At 56.4% G+C, this 16,987-nt stretch carries 20 protein-coding genes and 1 riboswitch; of the genes, 10 read left to right on the forward strand and 10 right to left on the reverse strand.

Annotated elements, in window-relative coordinates:
• Window positions 1–237: 237 nt before the first annotated feature.
• Complete coding sequence (locus TH468_RS00280) at window positions 238–2,661, reverse strand: heavy metal translocating P-type ATPase (RefSeq protein WP_085641735.1); 2,424 nt, start codon at window positions 2,659–2,661, stop codon at window positions 238–240.
• 199 nt (window positions 2,662–2,860) lie between these two features.
• Between TH468_RS00280 and TH468_RS00285 the strand changes: the two genes are divergently transcribed.
• Window positions 2,861–3,232 (forward strand): DUF1636 domain-containing protein, encoded by a 372-nt coding sequence (locus TH468_RS00285; RefSeq protein ID WP_246832170.1) that lies wholly within the window; start codon window positions 2,861–2,863, stop codon window positions 3,230–3,232.
• Here the strand turns inward: TH468_RS00285 and TH468_RS00290 are convergent, their stop codons facing one another.
• The 4 genes from TH468_RS00290 to TH468_RS00305 form a co-directional block, all read right to left on the reverse strand.
• Complete coding sequence (locus TH468_RS00290) at window positions 3,233–3,757, reverse strand: hypothetical protein (RefSeq protein ID WP_085641736.1); 525 nt, start codon at window positions 3,755–3,757, stop codon at window positions 3,233–3,235. It abuts the gene before it with no gap.
• Between the two features lie 72 nt (window positions 3,758–3,829).
• Window positions 3,830–4,513: a CbtA family protein gene (locus TH468_RS00295; RefSeq protein ID WP_085641737.1), complete on the reverse strand. Its 684-nt coding sequence runs from the start codon at window positions 4,511–4,513 to the stop codon at window positions 3,830–3,832.
• Window positions 4,514–4,516: 3 nt separating this feature from the next.
• Window positions 4,517–4,690, reverse strand: a complete 174-nt coding sequence (locus TH468_RS00300; RefSeq protein WP_071240359.1) for a CbtB domain-containing protein — start codon at window positions 4,688–4,690, stop codon at window positions 4,517–4,519.
• Window positions 4,691–4,721: 31 nt separating this feature from the next.
• Window positions 4,722–4,936: riboswitch (cobalamin riboswitch) on the reverse strand.
• Window positions 4,937–5,042: 106 nt separating this feature from the next.
• On the reverse strand, window positions 5,043–5,504 hold the full coding sequence (locus tag TH468_RS00305) for a helix-turn-helix transcriptional regulator (RefSeq protein WP_071240358.1): 462 nt from the start codon (window positions 5,502–5,504) through the stop codon (window positions 5,043–5,045).
• A gap of 133 nt (window positions 5,505–5,637) precedes the next feature.
• Here TH468_RS00305 and TH468_RS00310 point away from each other — a divergent pair, with 133 nt between their 5' ends.
• From TH468_RS00310 to TH468_RS00345, 8 genes are all read left to right on the forward strand, one after another.
• Entirely contained in the window at window positions 5,638–5,901 is a 264-nt protein-coding gene (locus TH468_RS00310; RefSeq protein WP_071240357.1) for a hypothetical protein, read from the forward strand.
• Window positions 5,902–6,012: 111 nt separating this feature from the next.
• On the forward strand, window positions 6,013–6,285 hold the full coding sequence (locus TH468_RS00315; protein ID WP_071240356.1) for a hypothetical protein: 273 nt from the start codon (window positions 6,013–6,015) through the stop codon (window positions 6,283–6,285).
• A gap of 283 nt (window positions 6,286–6,568) precedes the next feature.
• A complete protein-coding gene (locus TH468_RS00320; protein WP_085641738.1) occupies window positions 6,569–7,108 on the forward strand; it encodes a DUF2975 domain-containing protein in 540 nt (179 codons plus the stop codon).
• On the forward strand, window positions 7,108–7,320 hold the full coding sequence (locus TH468_RS00325; RefSeq protein WP_063093489.1) for a helix-turn-helix transcriptional regulator: 213 nt from the start codon (window positions 7,108–7,110) through the stop codon (window positions 7,318–7,320). Before TH468_RS00320 ends, TH468_RS00325 begins: the two co-directional genes overlap by 1 nt.
• A gap of 93 nt (window positions 7,321–7,413) precedes the next feature.
• Window positions 7,414–8,178, forward strand: coding sequence for an SDR family NAD(P)-dependent oxidoreductase (locus TH468_RS00330; protein ID WP_085641739.1), 765 nt, complete (start codon window positions 7,414–7,416; stop codon window positions 8,176–8,178).
• A 115-nt stretch (window positions 8,179–8,293) separates the two neighbouring features.
• Window positions 8,294–8,704 carry an MAPEG family protein gene (locus TH468_RS00335; RefSeq protein ID WP_085641740.1) on the forward strand — a complete coding sequence of 137 codons (411 nt, stop codon included), beginning with the start codon at window positions 8,294–8,296 and terminating at the stop codon, window positions 8,702–8,704.
• A gap of 106 nt (window positions 8,705–8,810) precedes the next feature.
• On the forward strand, window positions 8,811–9,146 hold the full coding sequence (locus TH468_RS00340; RefSeq protein WP_085641741.1) for a zinc ribbon domain-containing protein YjdM: 336 nt from the start codon (window positions 8,811–8,813) through the stop codon (window positions 9,144–9,146).
• Between the two features lie 58 nt (window positions 9,147–9,204).
• Window positions 9,205–9,405, forward strand: a complete 201-nt coding sequence (locus TH468_RS00345; RefSeq protein ID WP_085641742.1) for a hypothetical protein — start codon at window positions 9,205–9,207, stop codon at window positions 9,403–9,405.
• A gap of 66 nt (window positions 9,406–9,471) precedes the next feature.
• On the opposite strand, the gene guaA is transcribed toward TH468_RS00345, so the two are convergent.
• Window positions 9,472–11,025 carry a glutamine-hydrolyzing GMP synthase gene (gene guaA, locus TH468_RS00350; protein ID WP_085641743.1) on the reverse strand — a complete coding sequence of 518 codons (1,554 nt, stop codon included), beginning with the start codon at window positions 11,023–11,025 and terminating at the stop codon, window positions 9,472–9,474.
• 302 nt (window positions 11,026–11,327) lie between these two features.
• On the opposite strand from guaA, the gene TH468_RS00355 reads away from it, so the two are divergent.
• The gene (locus TH468_RS00355; RefSeq protein ID WP_085641744.1) at window positions 11,328–11,675 is read left to right on the forward strand and encodes a hypothetical protein; all 348 of its coding nucleotides are present in this window, start codon (window positions 11,328–11,330) and stop codon (window positions 11,673–11,675) included.
• 194 nt (window positions 11,676–11,869) lie between these two features.
• Here TH468_RS00355 and TH468_RS00360 read toward each other — a convergent pair whose 3' ends face one another.
• The 4 genes from TH468_RS00360 to TH468_RS00375 form a co-directional block, all read right to left on the reverse strand.
• A complete protein-coding gene (locus TH468_RS00360; protein ID WP_085641745.1) occupies window positions 11,870–13,207 on the reverse strand; it encodes an RsmB/NOP family class I SAM-dependent RNA methyltransferase in 1,338 nt (445 codons plus the stop codon).
• Between the two features lie 199 nt (window positions 13,208–13,406).
• Entirely contained in the window at window positions 13,407–14,873 is a 1,467-nt protein-coding gene (gene guaB / locus TH468_RS00365) for an IMP dehydrogenase (RefSeq protein ID WP_085641746.1), read from the reverse strand.
• Window positions 14,874–15,116: 243 nt separating this feature from the next.
• Complete coding sequence (locus TH468_RS00370; RefSeq protein WP_085641747.1) at window positions 15,117–16,445, reverse strand: methyl-accepting chemotaxis protein; 1,329 nt, start codon at window positions 16,443–16,445, stop codon at window positions 15,117–15,119.
• Window positions 16,420–16,944 (reverse strand): PAS domain-containing protein, encoded by a 525-nt coding sequence (locus tag TH468_RS00375; RefSeq protein WP_085641748.1) that lies wholly within the window; start codon window positions 16,942–16,944, stop codon window positions 16,420–16,422. The genes TH468_RS00370 and TH468_RS00375 overlap by 26 nt, the downstream gene beginning before the upstream one ends.
• Between the last annotated feature and the right edge of the window lie 43 nt (window positions 16,945–16,987).

The following is a 16,987-nucleotide window of genomic DNA, read 5'->3' on the forward strand; positions in this document are numbered from 1 at the left end:
TAGTGACCCCGGCACCCGGACGATCTGATGTGAGGACTTTTATGGAAGTGATGACCTGCACATCCCGTCAGAGCAGGGCGTTTTCCGAGTATTTCTGCGCGAAACGGCGAACACGAACACGGAGAAGATCGGGAGTCGCCGCGCGCGAGGTAGCAAAAAAGAATTCGGCCGCTATCACGAGATGCAATAGCGGCCGACTTTCGATAATTTTCTGGAGTAGCTTGCGCGGCTGGGAGATCAGCGGTTGTGCAGCGCGATCAGCAGACGAAGACTGTTAAGTGTCACCAGAACGGTTGCACCGGTATCGGCCATCACCGCCAACCAAAGTCCCGTCAGACCGGTGATGCTGGTGACCAGAAAGACAGCCTTAAGCCCCAGTGCCAGCCCGATGTTTTCGCGGATTACGCGGCGCGTGGTGCGGGACAGCTTTACCAGATTAACGACATCCGACAGTCGGTCCTTAACCGCCACCGCGTCGGCAGCCTCAAGGGCAATGTCGGTGCCCCCGCCAATGGCGATGCCGACATCAGCCGATTTCAGCGCCGGGGCGTCGTTGATACCATCACCAACCATGGCAATCGGCCCCTTCCGCGCCGGATCATTGCGCAAATCAGCCAGCACGTTCAGCTTGTCTTCGGGCAGAAGCTGCGCCCGGTATTCCATACCAAGCTCACCCGCCATGCGTTTGGCAACGCGTTCAGCATCGCCCGTCAGCATCACCGGACTGATGCCCAAGGCGTTCAGCTTGGCAAGCGCATCCCGGGCATCCGCACGCGCGGTATCCCGCAGCGCAAGTGCGCCAATGACATCCCCATCGCGCAGGACTACAACGGCCGTGCTGCCGGCGTCTTCCTGCGCGGCAAGCCAATCGGCAACTTCGGCAGCCGGTTTGATATCAAGGCGTTTGGCCGCCCCGACGCGATAAAGCGTGCCATCAATCCGGGCTTCGACCCCGGCACCGGCAATGGTGCGCGCATCGGTGATTTCCGGCAGGTCAAGTTTCTGTTCCGTCGCGGCATGAACCACCGCCTTTGCCAGCGGGTGGGAGGTCACGGTTTCAAGCGCAGCAGCAATCGCAAGCAGCCGGTCCTCGTCCATATCGCCCACCGACATTATTGCAGTCAGCTTCGGCTTGCCTTCGGTCAGCGTGCCGGTTTTATCAAACGCCATGGTACGAACCGCCCCGATGGCCTCAAGCGCGGCACCGCCTTTAACCAGCAGACCAATTCTGGCCGCACGGGCCAGCGCCGACGTGACCGCCGCCGGGGTGGAGATCACCAGCGCACAGGGGCAACCGATCAAAAGCAGGGCCAATCCGCGATAGATCCATTCTTCCCAACCCTGCCCGAACAGGACCGGCGGAATGACGACCGTCAGGGCGGCAAGCGCCATTATGATTGGCGTATAGATACGAGCGAATTTGGCCACGAAACGCTCGACCGGTGCCTTGTGCTTTTCGCTTTGTTCAACCAGCTCGATCACGCGATCCAGCATGGTTTGCCCCGCCGCACGGGTCACACGCAGGCGTACGGGCCGATCGGTGACAATGGCACCGGCAAAAACCTCGTCCCCCGGTTCAGACGGGACGGGCACGGATTCACCGGTCAGGTGGCTGTTGTCAATTTCGGCGGCCCCGTCGGTCAGGACACCGTCGGCCGGAATACGTTCGCCTGGGCGAACTTCGACAATATCATTCAGTGCAAGCGCGGACGGGGCGACCGTTTCAAACACATTACCCGATGCCGAAATCCGCCTTGCGGTTTCCGGGGCCAGTTTCATCAGCGATTTAACCCCGCTGCGTGCCCGCCCCGCGGCAACACCTTCAAGGCTTTCGCCAATCGCAAACAGCAGGACGACCATACCGGCTTCAAGACTTTCGCCGATCGCAACAGCGCCAAGAACCGCGACACTCATCAACAGTTCGATGGAAAAGAATGCGCCGCTTGCCGCCAGACGGAACGCCGTTCTCATCACCGGCAATGCCGCGATGATAGAGGCAATGGACATGGCATAAGCATCGGTGACCGGAACCAGCCAGCCAACCAGCCCGCCCAGCATAAGCCAGACCGCCGCCCATGCAATTTCGTCCCCGGCTTCCGGCCAGGGGGCCAGTTTGCGCAGAAGGGATTTGTCATCGGCATCGGTATCTTCCGACGCGGCATTATCCGTCGCAGCCGGATTGGCAGAACCACAGGAACCGCCAGCGCAGCAAGCGGCTTCGGATGATTTCGCCGCCCCCGGAATTACCTTTTCCTTTGCCGGATAACCCAGTTTGGTCAGCATCGTGCTGATATCGGAACGCGTTTCGGCACTGTCGTCGCGAAGACCCAGCGTCACCGTTTCACGCATCATCGATACATCAACACATTGCACGCCATCACGTTTGGAAAGCGCGGTTTCGATTTTCGCCACACAGGACCCGCAATCCATGCCCGACACGGCCCAATGACGATGCGAAACGCCATCACGATGGCGGGCCAGCACATCATCAACCGTGCCCTGTTCCCTGCCACTCAGTTCGGATTGCGCGTGCAGGCCATCGGCGGCAGCAATAAAGCTTTGCCCCGGCGCGGCGTCGTTCAGAGCCGCAATCAGCGATGACTTGCAGCTTTCACAATTTCCAATGGCCGGGAACTGATCCCATTTTGCGATGACGGACATTCTGGACCTCGCCAACATTCAAATTTACATTCATGCGTTATATTCAAATAACAATTCATATGTTGTGGAGTCAAGAACATTCAAACCATGATTTGAATGTTATCACACACAATGCCCGACACCCCGAAAAAGTTGATGAATTACGCCAGCACTGCGGCCATAGTAACCACCCGATTTAAGAACCAAGGCCAACCGCCAGATGCCCCGTATTGTCATTTGCAAAACCTGCCAACCAGCACCCGATGCTGATCCGGCCTCAAAGGTGGATTTTGTCGATGCGGATGGTTTTGCGCGGCAGTTAGGTACGGCACTTGATCAGGCGGAATTGCCCGAAACGTTTGAAATCACACAGGTTGACTGCATGGGATCATGCAGCGACCCGACATCGGTTGCACTTCAGGGAACCGGGCGGGCAAGTTATCTTTTTGCCGGATTATCGGCACATCGTGATATTGATGATATCATTGCCACCTGCCGGGCGTATCTGAACGCCCCGGATGGATGGATCGAAGACGCACGCGGCTGCGGACGTCTTCGATTTTGCCTTAAGGCCCGTATTCCAGCACTTTGATTAAGGTTTAACCGAAACTGTCATTGTCTGACGCAACGGTTTATCGCCAACAGCAAGCTGGCTGTGATCATTGGCCGTCAGCGTGACCGTGACCTCGTTATCGCCCGCCGGAAGATCTGCGATATGAAGCCACGGGCCATACAGGCGGGCAATCTTGGTGCCGTTAACATAGACATGGGCATGCCCCTCGCCCGGGATATGGGGACTGCTGGCATGTTCGGGGGCAAAACGGAAATTCTGCACCAAAAGATGCAGGTTCCAGCCACTGACCGGATCGGGCGCAATGGCAACATCAAATCTTGGCACATCAACGGCATCGGGCAGCGAAATGGTGGCATCATGGCTGGCGTGGGCACCGCTGACATTCATCGTGTCATGCATATTACCATGGGCACTTTCCCCATGTGCGCGCGGATCGGAATGGTCATGACCATCAAGGGTGATGCCATTGCCCGCCGCCACCAGAAAGCCAATCCCGCCGCCAAAAACAAGCCCGATCCCAAAAAGGGCTAGTGAACGTGACATTTCGTTTATCCAGACAAATCAATGAAAGAAAACAGGCGCGGAATATACCGCGCCTGATCAATGTGATTGCGTTTACGCTTGCCGGTCGGCTTCACGCCGCCAGAAATGCCCGGCAAACAAGCCGGTCAATACCCAGGCCACCGCCCCGATACCAAAGGCACGCGCGGCAAACAGCGCACCAAGTTCGGTCGGCACAGGACCGGTGAACTGATCGGGTTCCGGTGCACCGATAACATGCGGCGCCAGAAGCAGAACAACCGCCGCCGCCCACGCGAGCCAGTTCCGGCCAAAGGCAATCAGCCAAACCGCAAGTGCCGCGGTTGCCACAGTCGCAAACCACCAGATTTGCCGTTCATAGACATCGGCCGCGGCAACACCGGGCACCTCTGGTGCCAAGGTGAAACCCGGTGCAAAATGCACGATGACAAAACCGGCAATGCCCCAAATGATGCCATTGCGCGCCGTCACCACATGACCACGGTTTTCGGCAAAGGCCATGGCCGCCACCAGTATAAGTGCATACCCGGTATAGACCAGCATCGTGAACAGGACGCTTAGCCCGTCACGCAGCGGATCAATGCCACCGACATCCTGATGCGCGCTAACCGCGTCACCGCCGAAATGCACAAGGGCACCGGTTTCATACAGCTCCGCATGCAGCAAAACGGGCTGCACAAAATACAGCTGTAGCAGGGCCGCAATAAGCCCCGCTGCAGCACCAGCGAACAACGCGCTGGTTACTATGCGTGTGAACATGACTTAGTGGCAGGGGAAGCCGGTCGCGTGGCGCACATCGTGTGCCGCGTCATGAAGCAGGTCCGCCTGAACGTGGCCGGTGACAAATACAACGGCAAGGCCGAAAACGGCGCAGGCAAGGATCGGCAGAAGAACGGATTTTTTCGAAGCGGCAAATGCCGCGGTCTGCGTGGTCATAGAAATCTCCTTTGCTGTCACACCCGACAGTCGGTTCGGGTCCATGCCTGGCAGGTCTCCTGGCTTGCGGGTCTTCATGCGTCGCCGACCTTCCCTGCTTTCGCAAGTGGTATGATGGCGGGCACTCGTCGCATACAGTCGCGGGGGCGGCTTTGGCTTTGGCCGTCAAACAGACGGCTTTCCAAATTCCCTCTTCGTTTCCCAACCCCGAGCAGAGCGGGAAAAACCAAGCCATTCGTTTATGACGGTAATTTGGCGCAAGTGCAATGTGAAAACCACGCAGGCCGGGTGATCATTCGTCGAACATATTCGCCCGATTGTCGATCCGCCCCCAAACCCCGGGGCAGAAGGCCTAATCGTGCGTGACGTGGGCAAAGACGTCCCGAACAACACGGGAAATATGTTCGTCATCAATCTGATAGAAGATATGACGCCCGTTTCGTTCCGATGCCAGAATGCGCTGATCGCGCAACTGACGCAGATGATGACTGGTAAGCGATTGTGACATGCCTGATGCCTCGGCCAGTTCGCCGACGGTTTGCGGTTTTTCCATGCAGCGCAGAACAAGCTGCAACCGCCCGGCATCCCCCAAAAGCGCAAAGATTTTTGCCGCCGCCTCGATATCGGGCAGCGACAGGTTATGACCGGTCGCACGCGACGCGTCACGCGTTACGGCTTCCCCCTGTTCGGTGGAAAGGCCAAGACGTGCGGCTGTATCGCATTCCTGACAATCGTCGCCGTTTTCATCCCGAGCTATCACGGGACGCGTCGGGGCAATTTCGACTTTGCGGGAATTTGTTTTGCTTTGTGACATGCCCCTATTTTCCATGCCCTGAATGACTTGGCAAGGGGACTTGATCGCGGTTGCCATGGAACCCCGGCCATGAGGAGGCGTTTCATGGACAAGACACCATCAAATGTGCCCCTGAAACCGAGGAGAAACAGCGATGCAAGAGCAAACTGCACTTGATCTTTTTAATCTGCAGCAGTCGCGCGATAGCTGGGAAAAGAATGTTGCCGGTTATTGCAAGGACAACAACATGCAGGTCGGCAACCTGCCCAAGGAAGTTTCCGGCCCATATGACGAAATGAACGAGGCTTGGGAAAAGCTTAAATCCGAGGGTGAAAGCGCAAGCAACGCCACCGCGCAGCAATTCCACAAGGCAACTGCAAAGCTTGAAAAGGCATGGGACAACATGGTGGGTAAATGACCGGTTTCAGGTCCGGCAACCCAAATGCCCCAAAATCGCCTTTTCATTGCAAATCGATGACATGATTACACGCCAGATTGAACCTGTCTGGAAAAGCAAAAGGAGGCTCCCATGACAGCCCGTCCCCTTCCGGAGCACGCCAAGCTCCATCAGGAATTCAAGGATTGGGAATTCGGCCTTGCGGCCCATTGCAAGGAATCCGAAGCCGGGCTTGAACAACTGCCAAGCGAGGTTGTTCAGGCGTGGGATGACATGGATGCCGCCTGGAGCGAGATCAAGGATCATAGCGGTGATATCCCGCAAGAATCCCTGCAGCGTTTTCGTGAAGCCAAACAACGTTTGCAAGGTGCGTGGGACGCGATGATCTCTTCCAAACGGCATTAACGACGCCGCGCTGGAAGCAGCCAGACTTTTTCGTCTCCCTCTCTTCCCTGGCGGGTTTCCCTCCCCTCCCCGCCATTCCTCCTGCAGCCGGGTGTTTCAACCGCCCCGGCTGCATTTTTTTGTCTGAATTTTGGCCGGGCATCACCCGCCTGACGATCAAAGCGCGACTACGGGCAAAAATCCGGATTGACTCATTTCGATAAAAAATTCATGTTTTACTTTAATTAATAAACTTGATTCGTCATTAAAATGTCCCCCGATTGTTTCCGGATGGAGCCCCATCATGTCCGACACCCTGAAAAATGTCCGCACCGTCAGCCGCATTCTTGGCTGGGTGTGCCTTATCGGCGTTGTTTTCGAAATCTGTCTCGTGCCGCTGATATGGCATGTCGATGGCTGGATTGATACCAGCGCCAGCCAGATGACCATCAGCATTGAAGAATTGCGCGCCCTTTCCGGATGGCAGAAATATGCCGTGATGGCATCGATGATGCTGCCGACACTTGTTATGGCCTATGGGCTTTGGCGATTGCGCAAGATGTTCCTGTCCTTTGCCGAAAACCATATTTTCCAGCCTGCCCCGATTGCCCATCTGAAAGCATTTTCCGTGGCCCTTATGGCGCAAACCCTGATCAAGCCGCTTTCAGGCGCACTGACATCCGTACTGGCAACCATAACCCGTCCTGAAGGCGAAAGGATGTTGTCTATCGGGCTCAGTGATGCCGAGGCCAGCACCCTGTTTCTGGGTGGGTTGCTTTTGGTGATTGCGTGGGTACTGGGTGAAGCCACCCGGATCGAGGACGAGAACAGGAGCTTCGTCTGATGGCGATCATTGTCCGGCTTGACGTGATGCTTGCCCTGCGAAAGATGAAGTCCAAGGACCTCGCTGCGCGGATCGGGGTGAGCGAACAGAACCTGTCGCTTCTGAAATCGGGTAAGGTGCGGGGGGTGCGGTTTGAAACACTTGCCGCGATTTGCCGGGAACTTGATTGCCAACCCGGTGATCTTCTGGAATTCGTTGCCGACGACCTGTAAGCTCTTGTGATCATGACGGCCCGGTTAACACGGGGCCGTCCTTCATAAGAAACAAAGCAGCCTGTTTAACGGCTGTTATCAGGGAAGACGTGAATGGAAAACAAGGTTGCCCTCGTAACAGGTGCCGCGCGCGGCATCGGACTTGCCACCACACATCTTTTTATTGAACAGGGCTGGCAGGTTGCGATGATTGATCGCGACAGCGCGGAACTTCGCAACGCATGTCGCGATATCGCAAATGCCAAGGCATTTGAATGTGACGTATCGATCCCAGAGCAGGTCGATCTGATGATCGACGAGGTCCTGACCGAATTCGGACAGATCGATGCGGTTGTCAATAATGCCGGGGTTGCCGATTTCCTGCCAATTGGTGAAACCGATTTTAGCGCGTGGCGCCGGATCATGGAAACCAACCTTGACGGGACCTTTCTTGTTTCGCAGGCGGCAATCCCAGCGCTCAAGCAGACCAAGGGCGCGATTGTCAATATCGGCTCGATTTCCGGGCTTCGGGCATCAACCCTCCGGGTGGCCTATGGCACATCGAAGGCGGCTGTCATTCACATGACCAAACAGCAGGCGATCGAGCTTGGTGATTTTGGTGTCCGGGCCAATTGCGTCTGCCCCGGCCCGGTCAAAACCAAGCTTGCCATGGCCGTGCATTCGCAGGAAATCATATCAGCCTATCTTGATGCCATGCCGCTTGGCCGGTATGGCAGCGAACGCGAAATCGCCGAAGTGATTGCGTTTTTGTGCTCCGACAAAGCGAGCTACGTTACCGGTCAGGTGATCGCCGCCGATGGCGGGTTTGAAACGGCTGGTGTCGGGCTTCCGGCCCTTCGCAAGGCTGCCGAAGAATAAGCAATTACAGGCGATCACCTTTGGCTGAATGTGCAAGCTTCATTGCGCAAAAGTGTGATCGCTTTCCCTTCTTCCTGCGTATGGCAGGGAAACGCCACCACTCAAAGGTATTTCCTTGCCAATCGAACTTGCCCTTCTCGTCCTCAATGCTCTTTTCTGCCTTGCATTTCCGTGGGTTTACAACTGGTCCTATGGCAGGCAGGTCGGTGGCAAACGCCTGATGGGCAATCGCGACAACCTGCCCGAACGGCAGGGCTTGGCCGCGCGCGGCCTTCGTGCCCATCAGAACCATCTGGAAAATCTGGTGCCGTTTGCGATCATCGCTCTGGTCGCGCACGCCATCGGTATTTCAAACACTGTCACCGTGGCTTGCGCGGTTGTCTTTACCATCGCCCGCCTTGCCCATGCCGGGTTCTATTTTGCCGGGATCACGCGCGTTCCGGGGATCAATGGCGTGCGATCCATTGCCTATTTTGTCAGCCTGTTTGCGATGCTTGTCTTTGCCTTGCAATTATTCTGGTCGTAATTGTCGGCGCAAACTCTCGACAAGTCGGGTTTCGGGCGTTACGAGATAGGCGGCCAAACCGGAACGGGTAGGGTCATGACTTAACGCTTTTACCCAAGGATCTGCCGTGAGCACGTTACCCCCCTGCCCCAAATGCCAGTCGCCCTATACCTACGAAGATGGCGAATTGCTGATTTGCCCGGAATGCGCCCATGAATGGTCGCAGCAAACCACAGCAGGCGGAGACGAAACCGAATACAAGGATGCCAATGGCAATATCCTTGCCGATGGCGATACGGTTTCGATCATCAAGGATCTGAAGGTCAAGGGTGCGTCACAACCGCTTAAGGTCGGCACCAAGGTCAAGAATATCCGCCTTGTCGAAGGCGATCACAATATCGATTGCAAGATCGACGGATTTGGCCCGATGAAGCTTAAATCCGAATTCGTCAAAAAGATCTGATTGCGGGCTTCGCCCTGTAAACTCTGCGCCGACGACATTGCGACCGGGTTCTGGTATAATGTCGTCGTCTGATACCGGCTTGAACCATCCAAAGGAAACGGGGGCCACCATGCGCCACCTTGCCCTTATCGCCGCACTATTTGCGACCCTGTCGCTATCTTCCTGCCTGACCTTTAACTGGCAACGCAGCGTTCAGCAGGTTTTATCGAATGCATGCAATTCGACAGGGGATTGCGGCTCGGATGGGCCGGGCTATTAGAACAGCCCAAAGCAAAACGGCGCGTCCAATGGACGCGCCGTTTGTTGTTTCCGGTGATCGGAAAACTTATTCCCACTCGATCGTTCCCGGTGGTTTCGAGGTGTAGTCATAAGTGACGCGGTTGATACCGTTGACCTCGTTGATGATCCGGTTGGCGATGCGGCCAAGCAGTTCCGGCGGGAAGGCGAAGAAGTCGGCGGTCATGCCGTCGGTCGAGGTGACCGCGCGGAGCGCACAGGCATAGTCATAGGTACGACCATCGCCCATCACACCAACGGTACGGACCGGCAGCAGCACCGCGAAGGCCTGCCAGATGGCGTCATAGAGACCGGCATTACGGATTTCTTCGAGATAGATCGCATCGGCCTTGCGCAGGATATCTAGCTTTTCGCGCGTGATCGGCTGGCCGGGGATACGAATGGCAAGGCCCGGTCCAGGGAACGGGTGACGGCCGACAAAGCTGTCGGGCAGACCCAGTTCACGACCAAGGTCACGGACTTCGTCCTTGAACAATTCGCGCAGCGGTTCGACCAGTTGCATATTCATGCGTTCCGGAAGACCGCCAACATTGTGATGTGACTTGATGGTGACCGACGGGCCGCCGGTGAAAGACACGCTTTCGATGACGTCCGGGTAAAGGGTCCCCTGAGCAAGGAAATCAGCACCGCCGATTTTCCTAGCTTCTTCTTCGAACACTTCGATGAACAGGCGACCAATGGTTTTGCGTTTGGTTTCCGGATCAATTTCGCCTTCGATCGCACCGATGAAGGTTTCGGACGCATCAACATGGACCAGCGGAATGTTGTAATGGTCACGGAACAGGGTGACGACCTGATCAGCCTCGCCCGAGCGCATGAAACCATGATCAACGAACACGCAGGTCAGCTGATCGCCAATCGCTTCGTAGATCAGAACCGCGGTGACGGAGCTGTCAACGCCGCCCGAAAGACCGCAAATGACCTTGCCATCACCAACCTGCTTGCGGATTTTGGCGATTGCGTCGTCTTTATAGGCGTTCATCGTCCAGTCGCCAGAGCAACCGGCAACACCGTGCGTGAAGTTCTTAAGCAGCTGCGCGCCATGCGGGGTGTGGACCACTTCGGGGTGGAACTGCACGGCGTAGAATTTCTTTTCGTCGTTGGCGATGGCGGCAAACGGTGCGCCTTCGGATTTGCCAACAACTCGGAACCCGTCAGGAAGGGCATCGACGCGGTCACCGTGGCTCATCCAGACCTGTTCGCGTGCACCTTCGGCCCAGATGCCGGTGAACAGCGCGCAGTCTTCGATCACATCAACAAAGGCACGACCGAATTCGCGGTGATCGGACGTCGCAACCTTGCCGCCAAGCTGGTTGACCATGGTCTGCTGACCATAGCAGATGCCAAGCACCGGCACGCCAAGTTCAAAGACCTTTGCCGGGGCCGAGGGTGCCTTGTCCCAATGGACCGATGCCGGGCCACCAGACAGGATCACGGCCTTGGGCGCATATTCGTCAAGGAAAGCATCCGAGACATTGTTGAAGGGGTGGATTTCGCTATAGACACCGCTTTCGCGCACGCGGCGTGCAATCAGCTGGGTGACCTGCGATCCAAAATCAATAATCAGCACGCGATCTGTCATCGGGCCGTATCTCCGTCGAGTATGGGGTTGCGCCGTACATACGCCAAACCATCCGTCTCGGCAACCCGGCGCAAACGGTTACCTTGGGATGCATTCATGAAATTCTGATGCCGAATTCCGGCATTTGGGGACAATTGCGGCCTTTTCCTGCCGGAACGCCCCCGAAAAGAGCACAATTGGTCCCTTTTTCCTGCGCAATGCGTCTGTAACTTGATTTCCAACGGAGCACGGAGATAACCGCGTCCGACAGAATTAGAAATCATGAGCAAATCAAGTTTGACCATGCAAAGGGACACAGACAAATGACACAGAACAAAGGCAGTAAAATCGCGCTTGCCGTCGCTGGCCTTCTTCTGGTCGCTGGTGCGGCAACGGCCATTGCAATGACCCAGTCCGAGAGCAATAACCCGGCGTCGCTGTTTGGCACTGAAACCGGTACAGAGAACAGCGATACCATGACCCCGGCACCTGATGCCCCGGCGGCCGAAACCGGCGAAGCGCCGAACACCGTCCTGCCGGACGACAATCAGGAAGTTCCGGGCATGAAGGGTCTTGATGGCAATGCAGGCGAAGATAGCAGCCCGCTGGAACTGATGCCGCAGGATGATGGCGGCACCACCGGTGGGGAAGCTGCCCCCAAGACGGAATAAAAAACCGGCCGGGTAAACTGTGGAAGATCCAATCTTCACATAGCGTTCACGGTAAAATGCACTTGTGAAAAGAACTGGCCCTGTCCCCATTCGGGACAGGGCCATTTTTCTTGCCGCAATTTTACAGTTTGCAAGCAGACCAAGGGCGGCATCGGACATCGGGTTGTTTGCGATGACCATGGCCGCCATTGTCATTATTTCACCTTGCCTTTGGCTGTGCGTTCAAACACCGCAACAAAGAAACCGTCCGTGCCATGCTCGTTCGGGGACAGGCGAAGCCACGGCTTGTCCTTGCCACCGGGGACCGGAACGGATTTCGGGGCGTCGGGCCAGATTTCACTGATCGGGACCGGTCGGAAATCCTTGCGATCACGCATGAAGGTTTCGATCAGGCGTTCGTTTTCTTCGGGCATGATCGAACAGGTCGCGTAAATCAGACGCCCGCCCTTGGTGACCTTTGCCGCACCGGCCTTCAAAATCTTGCTTTGGTTTGCCATCAGCGTGCGAATATCGCGCTGCCCGATGCGCCAGCGCAGCGCCGGGTTGCGGCGCAGGGTGCCAAGCCCCGAACAGGGAACATCAAGCAGAACACGGTCAAAGAAGCCGGACTTATTGCGAAGCCAGCTATCACGTTCATCGGAAATGATGCGCTGCTGGATGCAGTCCCCGGCACCGGCACGTTTGGCACGTTTGCGCGAATTATCCAGACGACCGCCATGGGTATCGCAGGCAAGGATACGGCCCTTGCCGCGCATGTCGGATGCCATGCCAAGCGTCTTGCCGCCACCGCCCGCACACATATCAAGGATATGCATGCCCGGCTTGGCATCGACCAGCCGCACGCAAATCTGCGATGCCTCGTCCTGGATTTCGATCAAGCCATCCTTATAGGCCGCCGTAACCAGCATATTCACACCAAGCGGCAGACGCAGGCCGTTGGGCGCATAAGGCGTTCTTTCGATATTGTGGATGCCATCGGCTTCAAGCGATTTGATTGCGTCTTCAACCGTGCCCTGAAGGCGGTTAACGCGCAGATCAAGTTTGGCGGGCTGATTATAGGCCGCCATTTCAGCCGGAAGGTTTTCGTGATGGAGTTTCAGCAGTTCGGCATAAAGCCATTTCGGCAATTCGGTTTTGACCGCACCTGGCTGTCCGTCATGATCAAGCGTCTTGCCGGTCAGCTTGTTGATCAGATGATTTTCTGCCGGATGCAGCGGGTTCGGGCAGAACTCTTCACCATTGAACATGTTTGAAATGTCTTCGGCCTTGCGTTTGTCCTGCAAGACCAGTTCGGCGATCATGCGCGCACGACCGTCCTGAAACTCATATCCGCATTCGGCAAGCCACCAGCCTAGACGCGCCTGATGGCGGATCAGGTTATAGAAACGTTCGCTGATCTCGCGACGATCGCCACCACCGATATAACGGCGATTGCCAAAATAGCCGGAAATGACGCGGTCTGCGTCGTCTCTGGTCTGGGTCCAGCCGTCATAAAGTTCAATGACAGCCGCGATACGTGCACCGGGTTTCAAAACGAATGTCCAACCTGTCTGAGTGTGATGTTCCTGTCCCGATATGGGAACTCAAGCAAACACCATACGATAAAAAAGGCGATGACGGCAGGATTGCCTGCCGCCACCTGAAATTTGTGCCCGCTGATATCATGGGTTGGGCCATTCGCCAACAGCGACAAGCGCAAGGCAGCCCAGCCAATTGATCAGCGTGCCCCGATTAGTTACCAGGACGGTAATTCGGGGCCTCGCGGGTAATGGTTACGTCATGGGCATGGCTTTCGCGAAGGCCCGCATTGGTGATGCGGACGAACTGGGCCCGTTCGCGGAAGTCGGCAAGCGTTGCCGAACCGGTATAGCCCATCGATGCCTTGAGCCCGCCAACCATCTGATGGATGATCTGACCGGCCGGACCTTTATACGGGACGCGGCCTTCGATGCCTTCGGGGACGAGTTTCAGGTTATCCTGAACGTCCTGCTGGAAGTAACGGTCTGCCGACCCGCGTGCCATGGCACCGACCGAGCCCATCCCGCGATAGGATTTGTACGAACGGCCCTGATAAAGGATGACCTCACCCGGGGCTTCGTCGGTACCGGCCAGAAGCGAGCCAACCATGCAGGTGCTGGCACCCGCAGCCATTGCCTTGGCAATGTCACCCGAAAACTTGATGCCGCCATCGGCGATGATCGGAACGTCAAGCTTGTGACCTATTTCCGCGCATTCAAGAATTGCCGTCAATTGCGGGACACCGACACCGGCAACAATACGAGTGGTACAGATCGAACCCGGACCGATGCCGACCTTGACCGCATCCGCACCGGCTTCGGCCAGTGCCTTGACGGCTTCGGGGGTGGCAACGTTACCGGCGATGATCTGGGTATTGCCGATCTTTGATTTGATATATTCGACTGCCTTGATCACACCGGCCGAATGGCCATGTGCGGTATCGATGACCAGCACGTCAACACCGGCCTCGACCAGCGCCATTGCGCGTTCAAAGCCGCTTTCGCCGACACCGGTTGCCGCAGCAACACGCAGGCGACCGCTTTCGTCCTTGCAGGCATTCGGGTGAAGTTTGGCTTTTTCGATATCCTTGACCGTGATCAGCCCGGTGCAGCGATAGGCTTCGTCAACCACCAGAAGCTTTTCAATGCGGTGCTGATGCAGAAGTTTCTTGGCCTCTTCGGTTTCGACGTTTTCCGTCACCGTGACCAGATTTTCGTGGGTCATCAGTTCGGAAACCGGCTGGGAACGGTTGGATGCAAAACGCACATCGCGGTTGGTCAGAATGCCGACCAGCTTGTTGCTGGCGCGTTCGACGACCGGAATACCGGAAATGTGGTTAAGGTCCATCAGGTCAAGCGCATCGGCGAGCGTCTGATCCGGGTGAATGGTGATCGGGTTGACGACCATACCGGATTCAAATTTCTTTACGCGGCGAACTTGTTCGGCCTGCTGTGCGATATCGAGGTTCTTGTGAATGACCCCCATGCCGCCATGCTGTGCCATAACAATCGCCATCGGGCTTTCCGTCACTGTGTCCATTGCGGACGACAGAAGCGGAATGCGCAGGTCGATATTTTTGGTAATGCGGGTGTTGGTCTGCACCTGTGCCGGCAGCACTTCGCTGGCGGCGGGTTTGATCAAAACGTCGTCAAACGTCAGGGCTTCTGCAATGCGGGTCATATGGGGCCACCTCGTTAATCTGAGTTGGCGCGGAACTTATACACGTTATGGCCTTTATGCCAAGTTTTCTGCGCCCATAGCAGCCCTGTTATTTTATTGCTGCATTATCCGGGCAGTTCCGTTAGAAACTGGTAGATGGGGCTGCTATCTGGCGCAGCCCCTTTTTCATGCCCGGATCACCCCCGAATTTTGCCAGGCAGACCAAGCGTTTGCCGCAATCGCGAAAGCTGCCCGCCCCCTGTTTCACGCGGTCGCAGCATCCGGAACGTTGAGCACCTTGTCGATAAACCGGCGCACATCACCATCAAGTGAATCGGCCTGCCCCAGAAGATTTGTCGCCTCGCTATGGAGTTGCAGGACGACAGAGCCGGACTCGGTCGTGCCGCTGGCGACGTCGGCGAGGATGGCCGCAATGGTTTGCATCCGTCGAACCGCCTGATCGATCCGGTCACTGATGGCACCGACAACTTCGGTCTGTTCGCGGGCGGCCTCGGCAACCAGACGAGCACCACTATCAATCTCGCTGATCTTTTCATTGATCTCGCGCACAGATGAAACCGCCTCGCGGGTCATTGCCTGCATTTCACCGATTTCGCCGATCACTTGTTCAGCTGCACGCGATGTCTGGGACGCCAGGTTTTTGACCTCGGTCGCGACTACGGCAAACCCCTTGCCTGCTTCCCCAGCACGGGCGGCCTCGATCGTGGCGTTCAGGGCCAGAAGATTAGTCTGATCGGCAACATCGGTGATCAGTTCAACCACCTTGGTCACACGAAGCGCCATGTCATCAAGGCGCGTGATGTGATCATCGGCAACGCGGGCCCGACTGACCGCCGCCTCGGCCAGTTCGGCAGAACCATTGATCTGTGCGCCGATCTGACGGATGGATGCGCTGAATTGTTCGGTGGCAACCGCGATGCCGTTCAGGGCGTCAGTACTGTCGTCAGCAGCAACGCGCATATCGTTGGCCTGCTCGGCAATGCGGCGGACCTGCCGGGACAGGAAATCAGAACTGTCGCTTAGCTGTTTTGCGCTGTTCGAAACCGAACCAACCACCGATTGGATATCATCACCGATGCGACCGGCGCTATAGCTGAAGCTCCTGGTCTTTTCATGCATGGCATCAAGGGCCGCATTGACCGTTCCGGCATAGCCGATCAGATCACCGCGCAGTCCCCTTGGCAGGATTTTACGATAATAGGATCCGCGCGACGCGTGACCCATGGCGCCTGCGGCTTCCTTGGCGAAGGCCTCGGTCAGATCAAGCAGCTGGTTCACCGCATTTTGCAGGGGCGCAAGATAGCCCTGCGTTTGACGATTATTGACCCTGACACCCATTTTTCCATCGGCAGCGTCATGGACGATATCGTGCAATTCGTCAATGATCCGCTTGTGGCGGGTAATGGCAATCGTGCCAATCAAAGCCAGAACCAGAAGACCGGCAATCGCAATCGTGGAAACAAGCGGTGCATGGGTTGGTGCCAACAGAAGGCTGCCGATCAACCCAAAGGCCAGCACTAGGCCGGAAATCAAAATCCGTCGCAGATTAGAGAGTGAAAACAAACTGATCATAGTCGATGCCTGCCTGCCCCAGGAGATTGCCAAGTTTTTGCGTGCTGCGCGCCATACCGTCCTTGCGATTGCGTTCGCGTTCTTCTTCGGCACGAAGATCGGCATAAAGCGGAATAACCTGTTCGACCGCGTCGCGGCGCGGAACCCGGCGGTTTGAATGATAGCCAATGATGTTGCCGTTTGGCCCGAAGGTCGGCGTGACATTGGCCAGCACCCAGTAATGATCCCCGTTTGCCGAGCGATTGATCACATAGGCAAAAATCTCGCGGCCCTTGGAAATTGTGTCCCACAGCAAGGCGAACACGCAGCGTGGCATATCGGGATGGCGGATAATACTGTGCGGTTGGCCTAGAATATCCTTTTCACGATATCCTGCTACCCGCAGAAAGACGTCATTTGCGTAGGTAATACGCCCTTTGGTGTCGGTCTTGCTGACAATGATTTCATCATCACCAAAATGACGTTCAACACCGGTCAGAAAAAGCTGATCCTGTTTCATCAATTGCACCCCGTTCACGGATCAATGGTCCCACAACCGATCC

This window comes from Thalassospira sp. MCCC 1A03138, assembly GCF_002115785.1.
GTDB lineage: Bacteria > Pseudomonadota > Alphaproteobacteria > Rhodospirillales > Thalassospiraceae > Thalassospira.

Bases quoted from the DNA above. Each gene is read 5' to 3' on its own strand.
- TH468_RS00280 (WP_085641735.1), bottom strand. From the start codon at position 2,661: ATGTCCGTCATCGCAAAATGGGATCAGTTCCCGGCCATTGGAAATTGT.
- TH468_RS00285 (WP_246832170.1), top strand. From the start codon at position 2,861: ATGCCCCGTATTGTCATTTGCAAAACCTGCCAACCAGCACCCGATGCT.
- TH468_RS00290 (WP_085641736.1), bottom strand. From the start codon at position 3,757: ATGTCACGTTCACTAGCCCTTTTTGGGATCGGGCTTGTTTTTGGCGGC.
- TH468_RS00295 (WP_085641737.1), bottom strand. From the start codon at position 4,513: ATGTTCACACGCATAGTAACCAGCGCGTTGTTCGCTGGTGCTGCAGCG.
- TH468_RS00300 (WP_071240359.1), bottom strand. From the start codon at position 4,690: ATGACCACGCAGACCGCGGCATTTGCCGCTTCGAAAAAATCCGTTCTT.
- TH468_RS00305 (WP_071240358.1), bottom strand. From the start codon at position 5,504: ATGTCACAAAGCAAAACAAATTCCCGCAAAGTCGAAATTGCCCCGACG.
- TH468_RS00310 (WP_071240357.1), top strand. From the start codon at position 5,638: ATGCAAGAGCAAACTGCACTTGATCTTTTTAATCTGCAGCAGTCGCGC.
- TH468_RS00315 (WP_071240356.1), top strand. From the start codon at position 6,013: ATGACAGCCCGTCCCCTTCCGGAGCACGCCAAGCTCCATCAGGAATTC.
- TH468_RS00320 (WP_085641738.1), top strand. From the start codon at position 6,569: ATGTCCGACACCCTGAAAAATGTCCGCACCGTCAGCCGCATTCTTGGC.
- TH468_RS00325 (WP_063093489.1), top strand. From the start codon at position 7,108: ATGGCGATCATTGTCCGGCTTGACGTGATGCTTGCCCTGCGAAAGATG.
- TH468_RS00330 (WP_085641739.1), top strand. From the start codon at position 7,414: ATGGAAAACAAGGTTGCCCTCGTAACAGGTGCCGCGCGCGGCATCGGA.
- TH468_RS00345 (WP_085641742.1), top strand. From the start codon at position 9,205: ATGTCGTCGTCTGATACCGGCTTGAACCATCCAAAGGAAACGGGGGCC.
- guaA (WP_085641743.1), bottom strand. From the start codon at position 11,025: ATGACAGATCGCGTGCTGATTATTGATTTTGGATCGCAGGTCACCCAG.
- TH468_RS00355 (WP_085641744.1), top strand. From the start codon at position 11,328: ATGACACAGAACAAAGGCAGTAAAATCGCGCTTGCCGTCGCTGGCCTT.
- guaB (WP_085641746.1), bottom strand. From the start codon at position 14,873: ATGACCCGCATTGCAGAAGCCCTGACGTTTGACGACGTTTTGATCAAA.
- TH468_RS00370 (WP_085641747.1), bottom strand. From the start codon at position 16,445: ATGATCAGTTTGTTTTCACTCTCTAATCTGCGACGGATTTTGATTTCC.
- TH468_RS00375 (WP_085641748.1), bottom strand. From the start codon at position 16,944: ATGAAACAGGATCAGCTTTTTCTGACCGGTGTTGAACGTCATTTTGGT.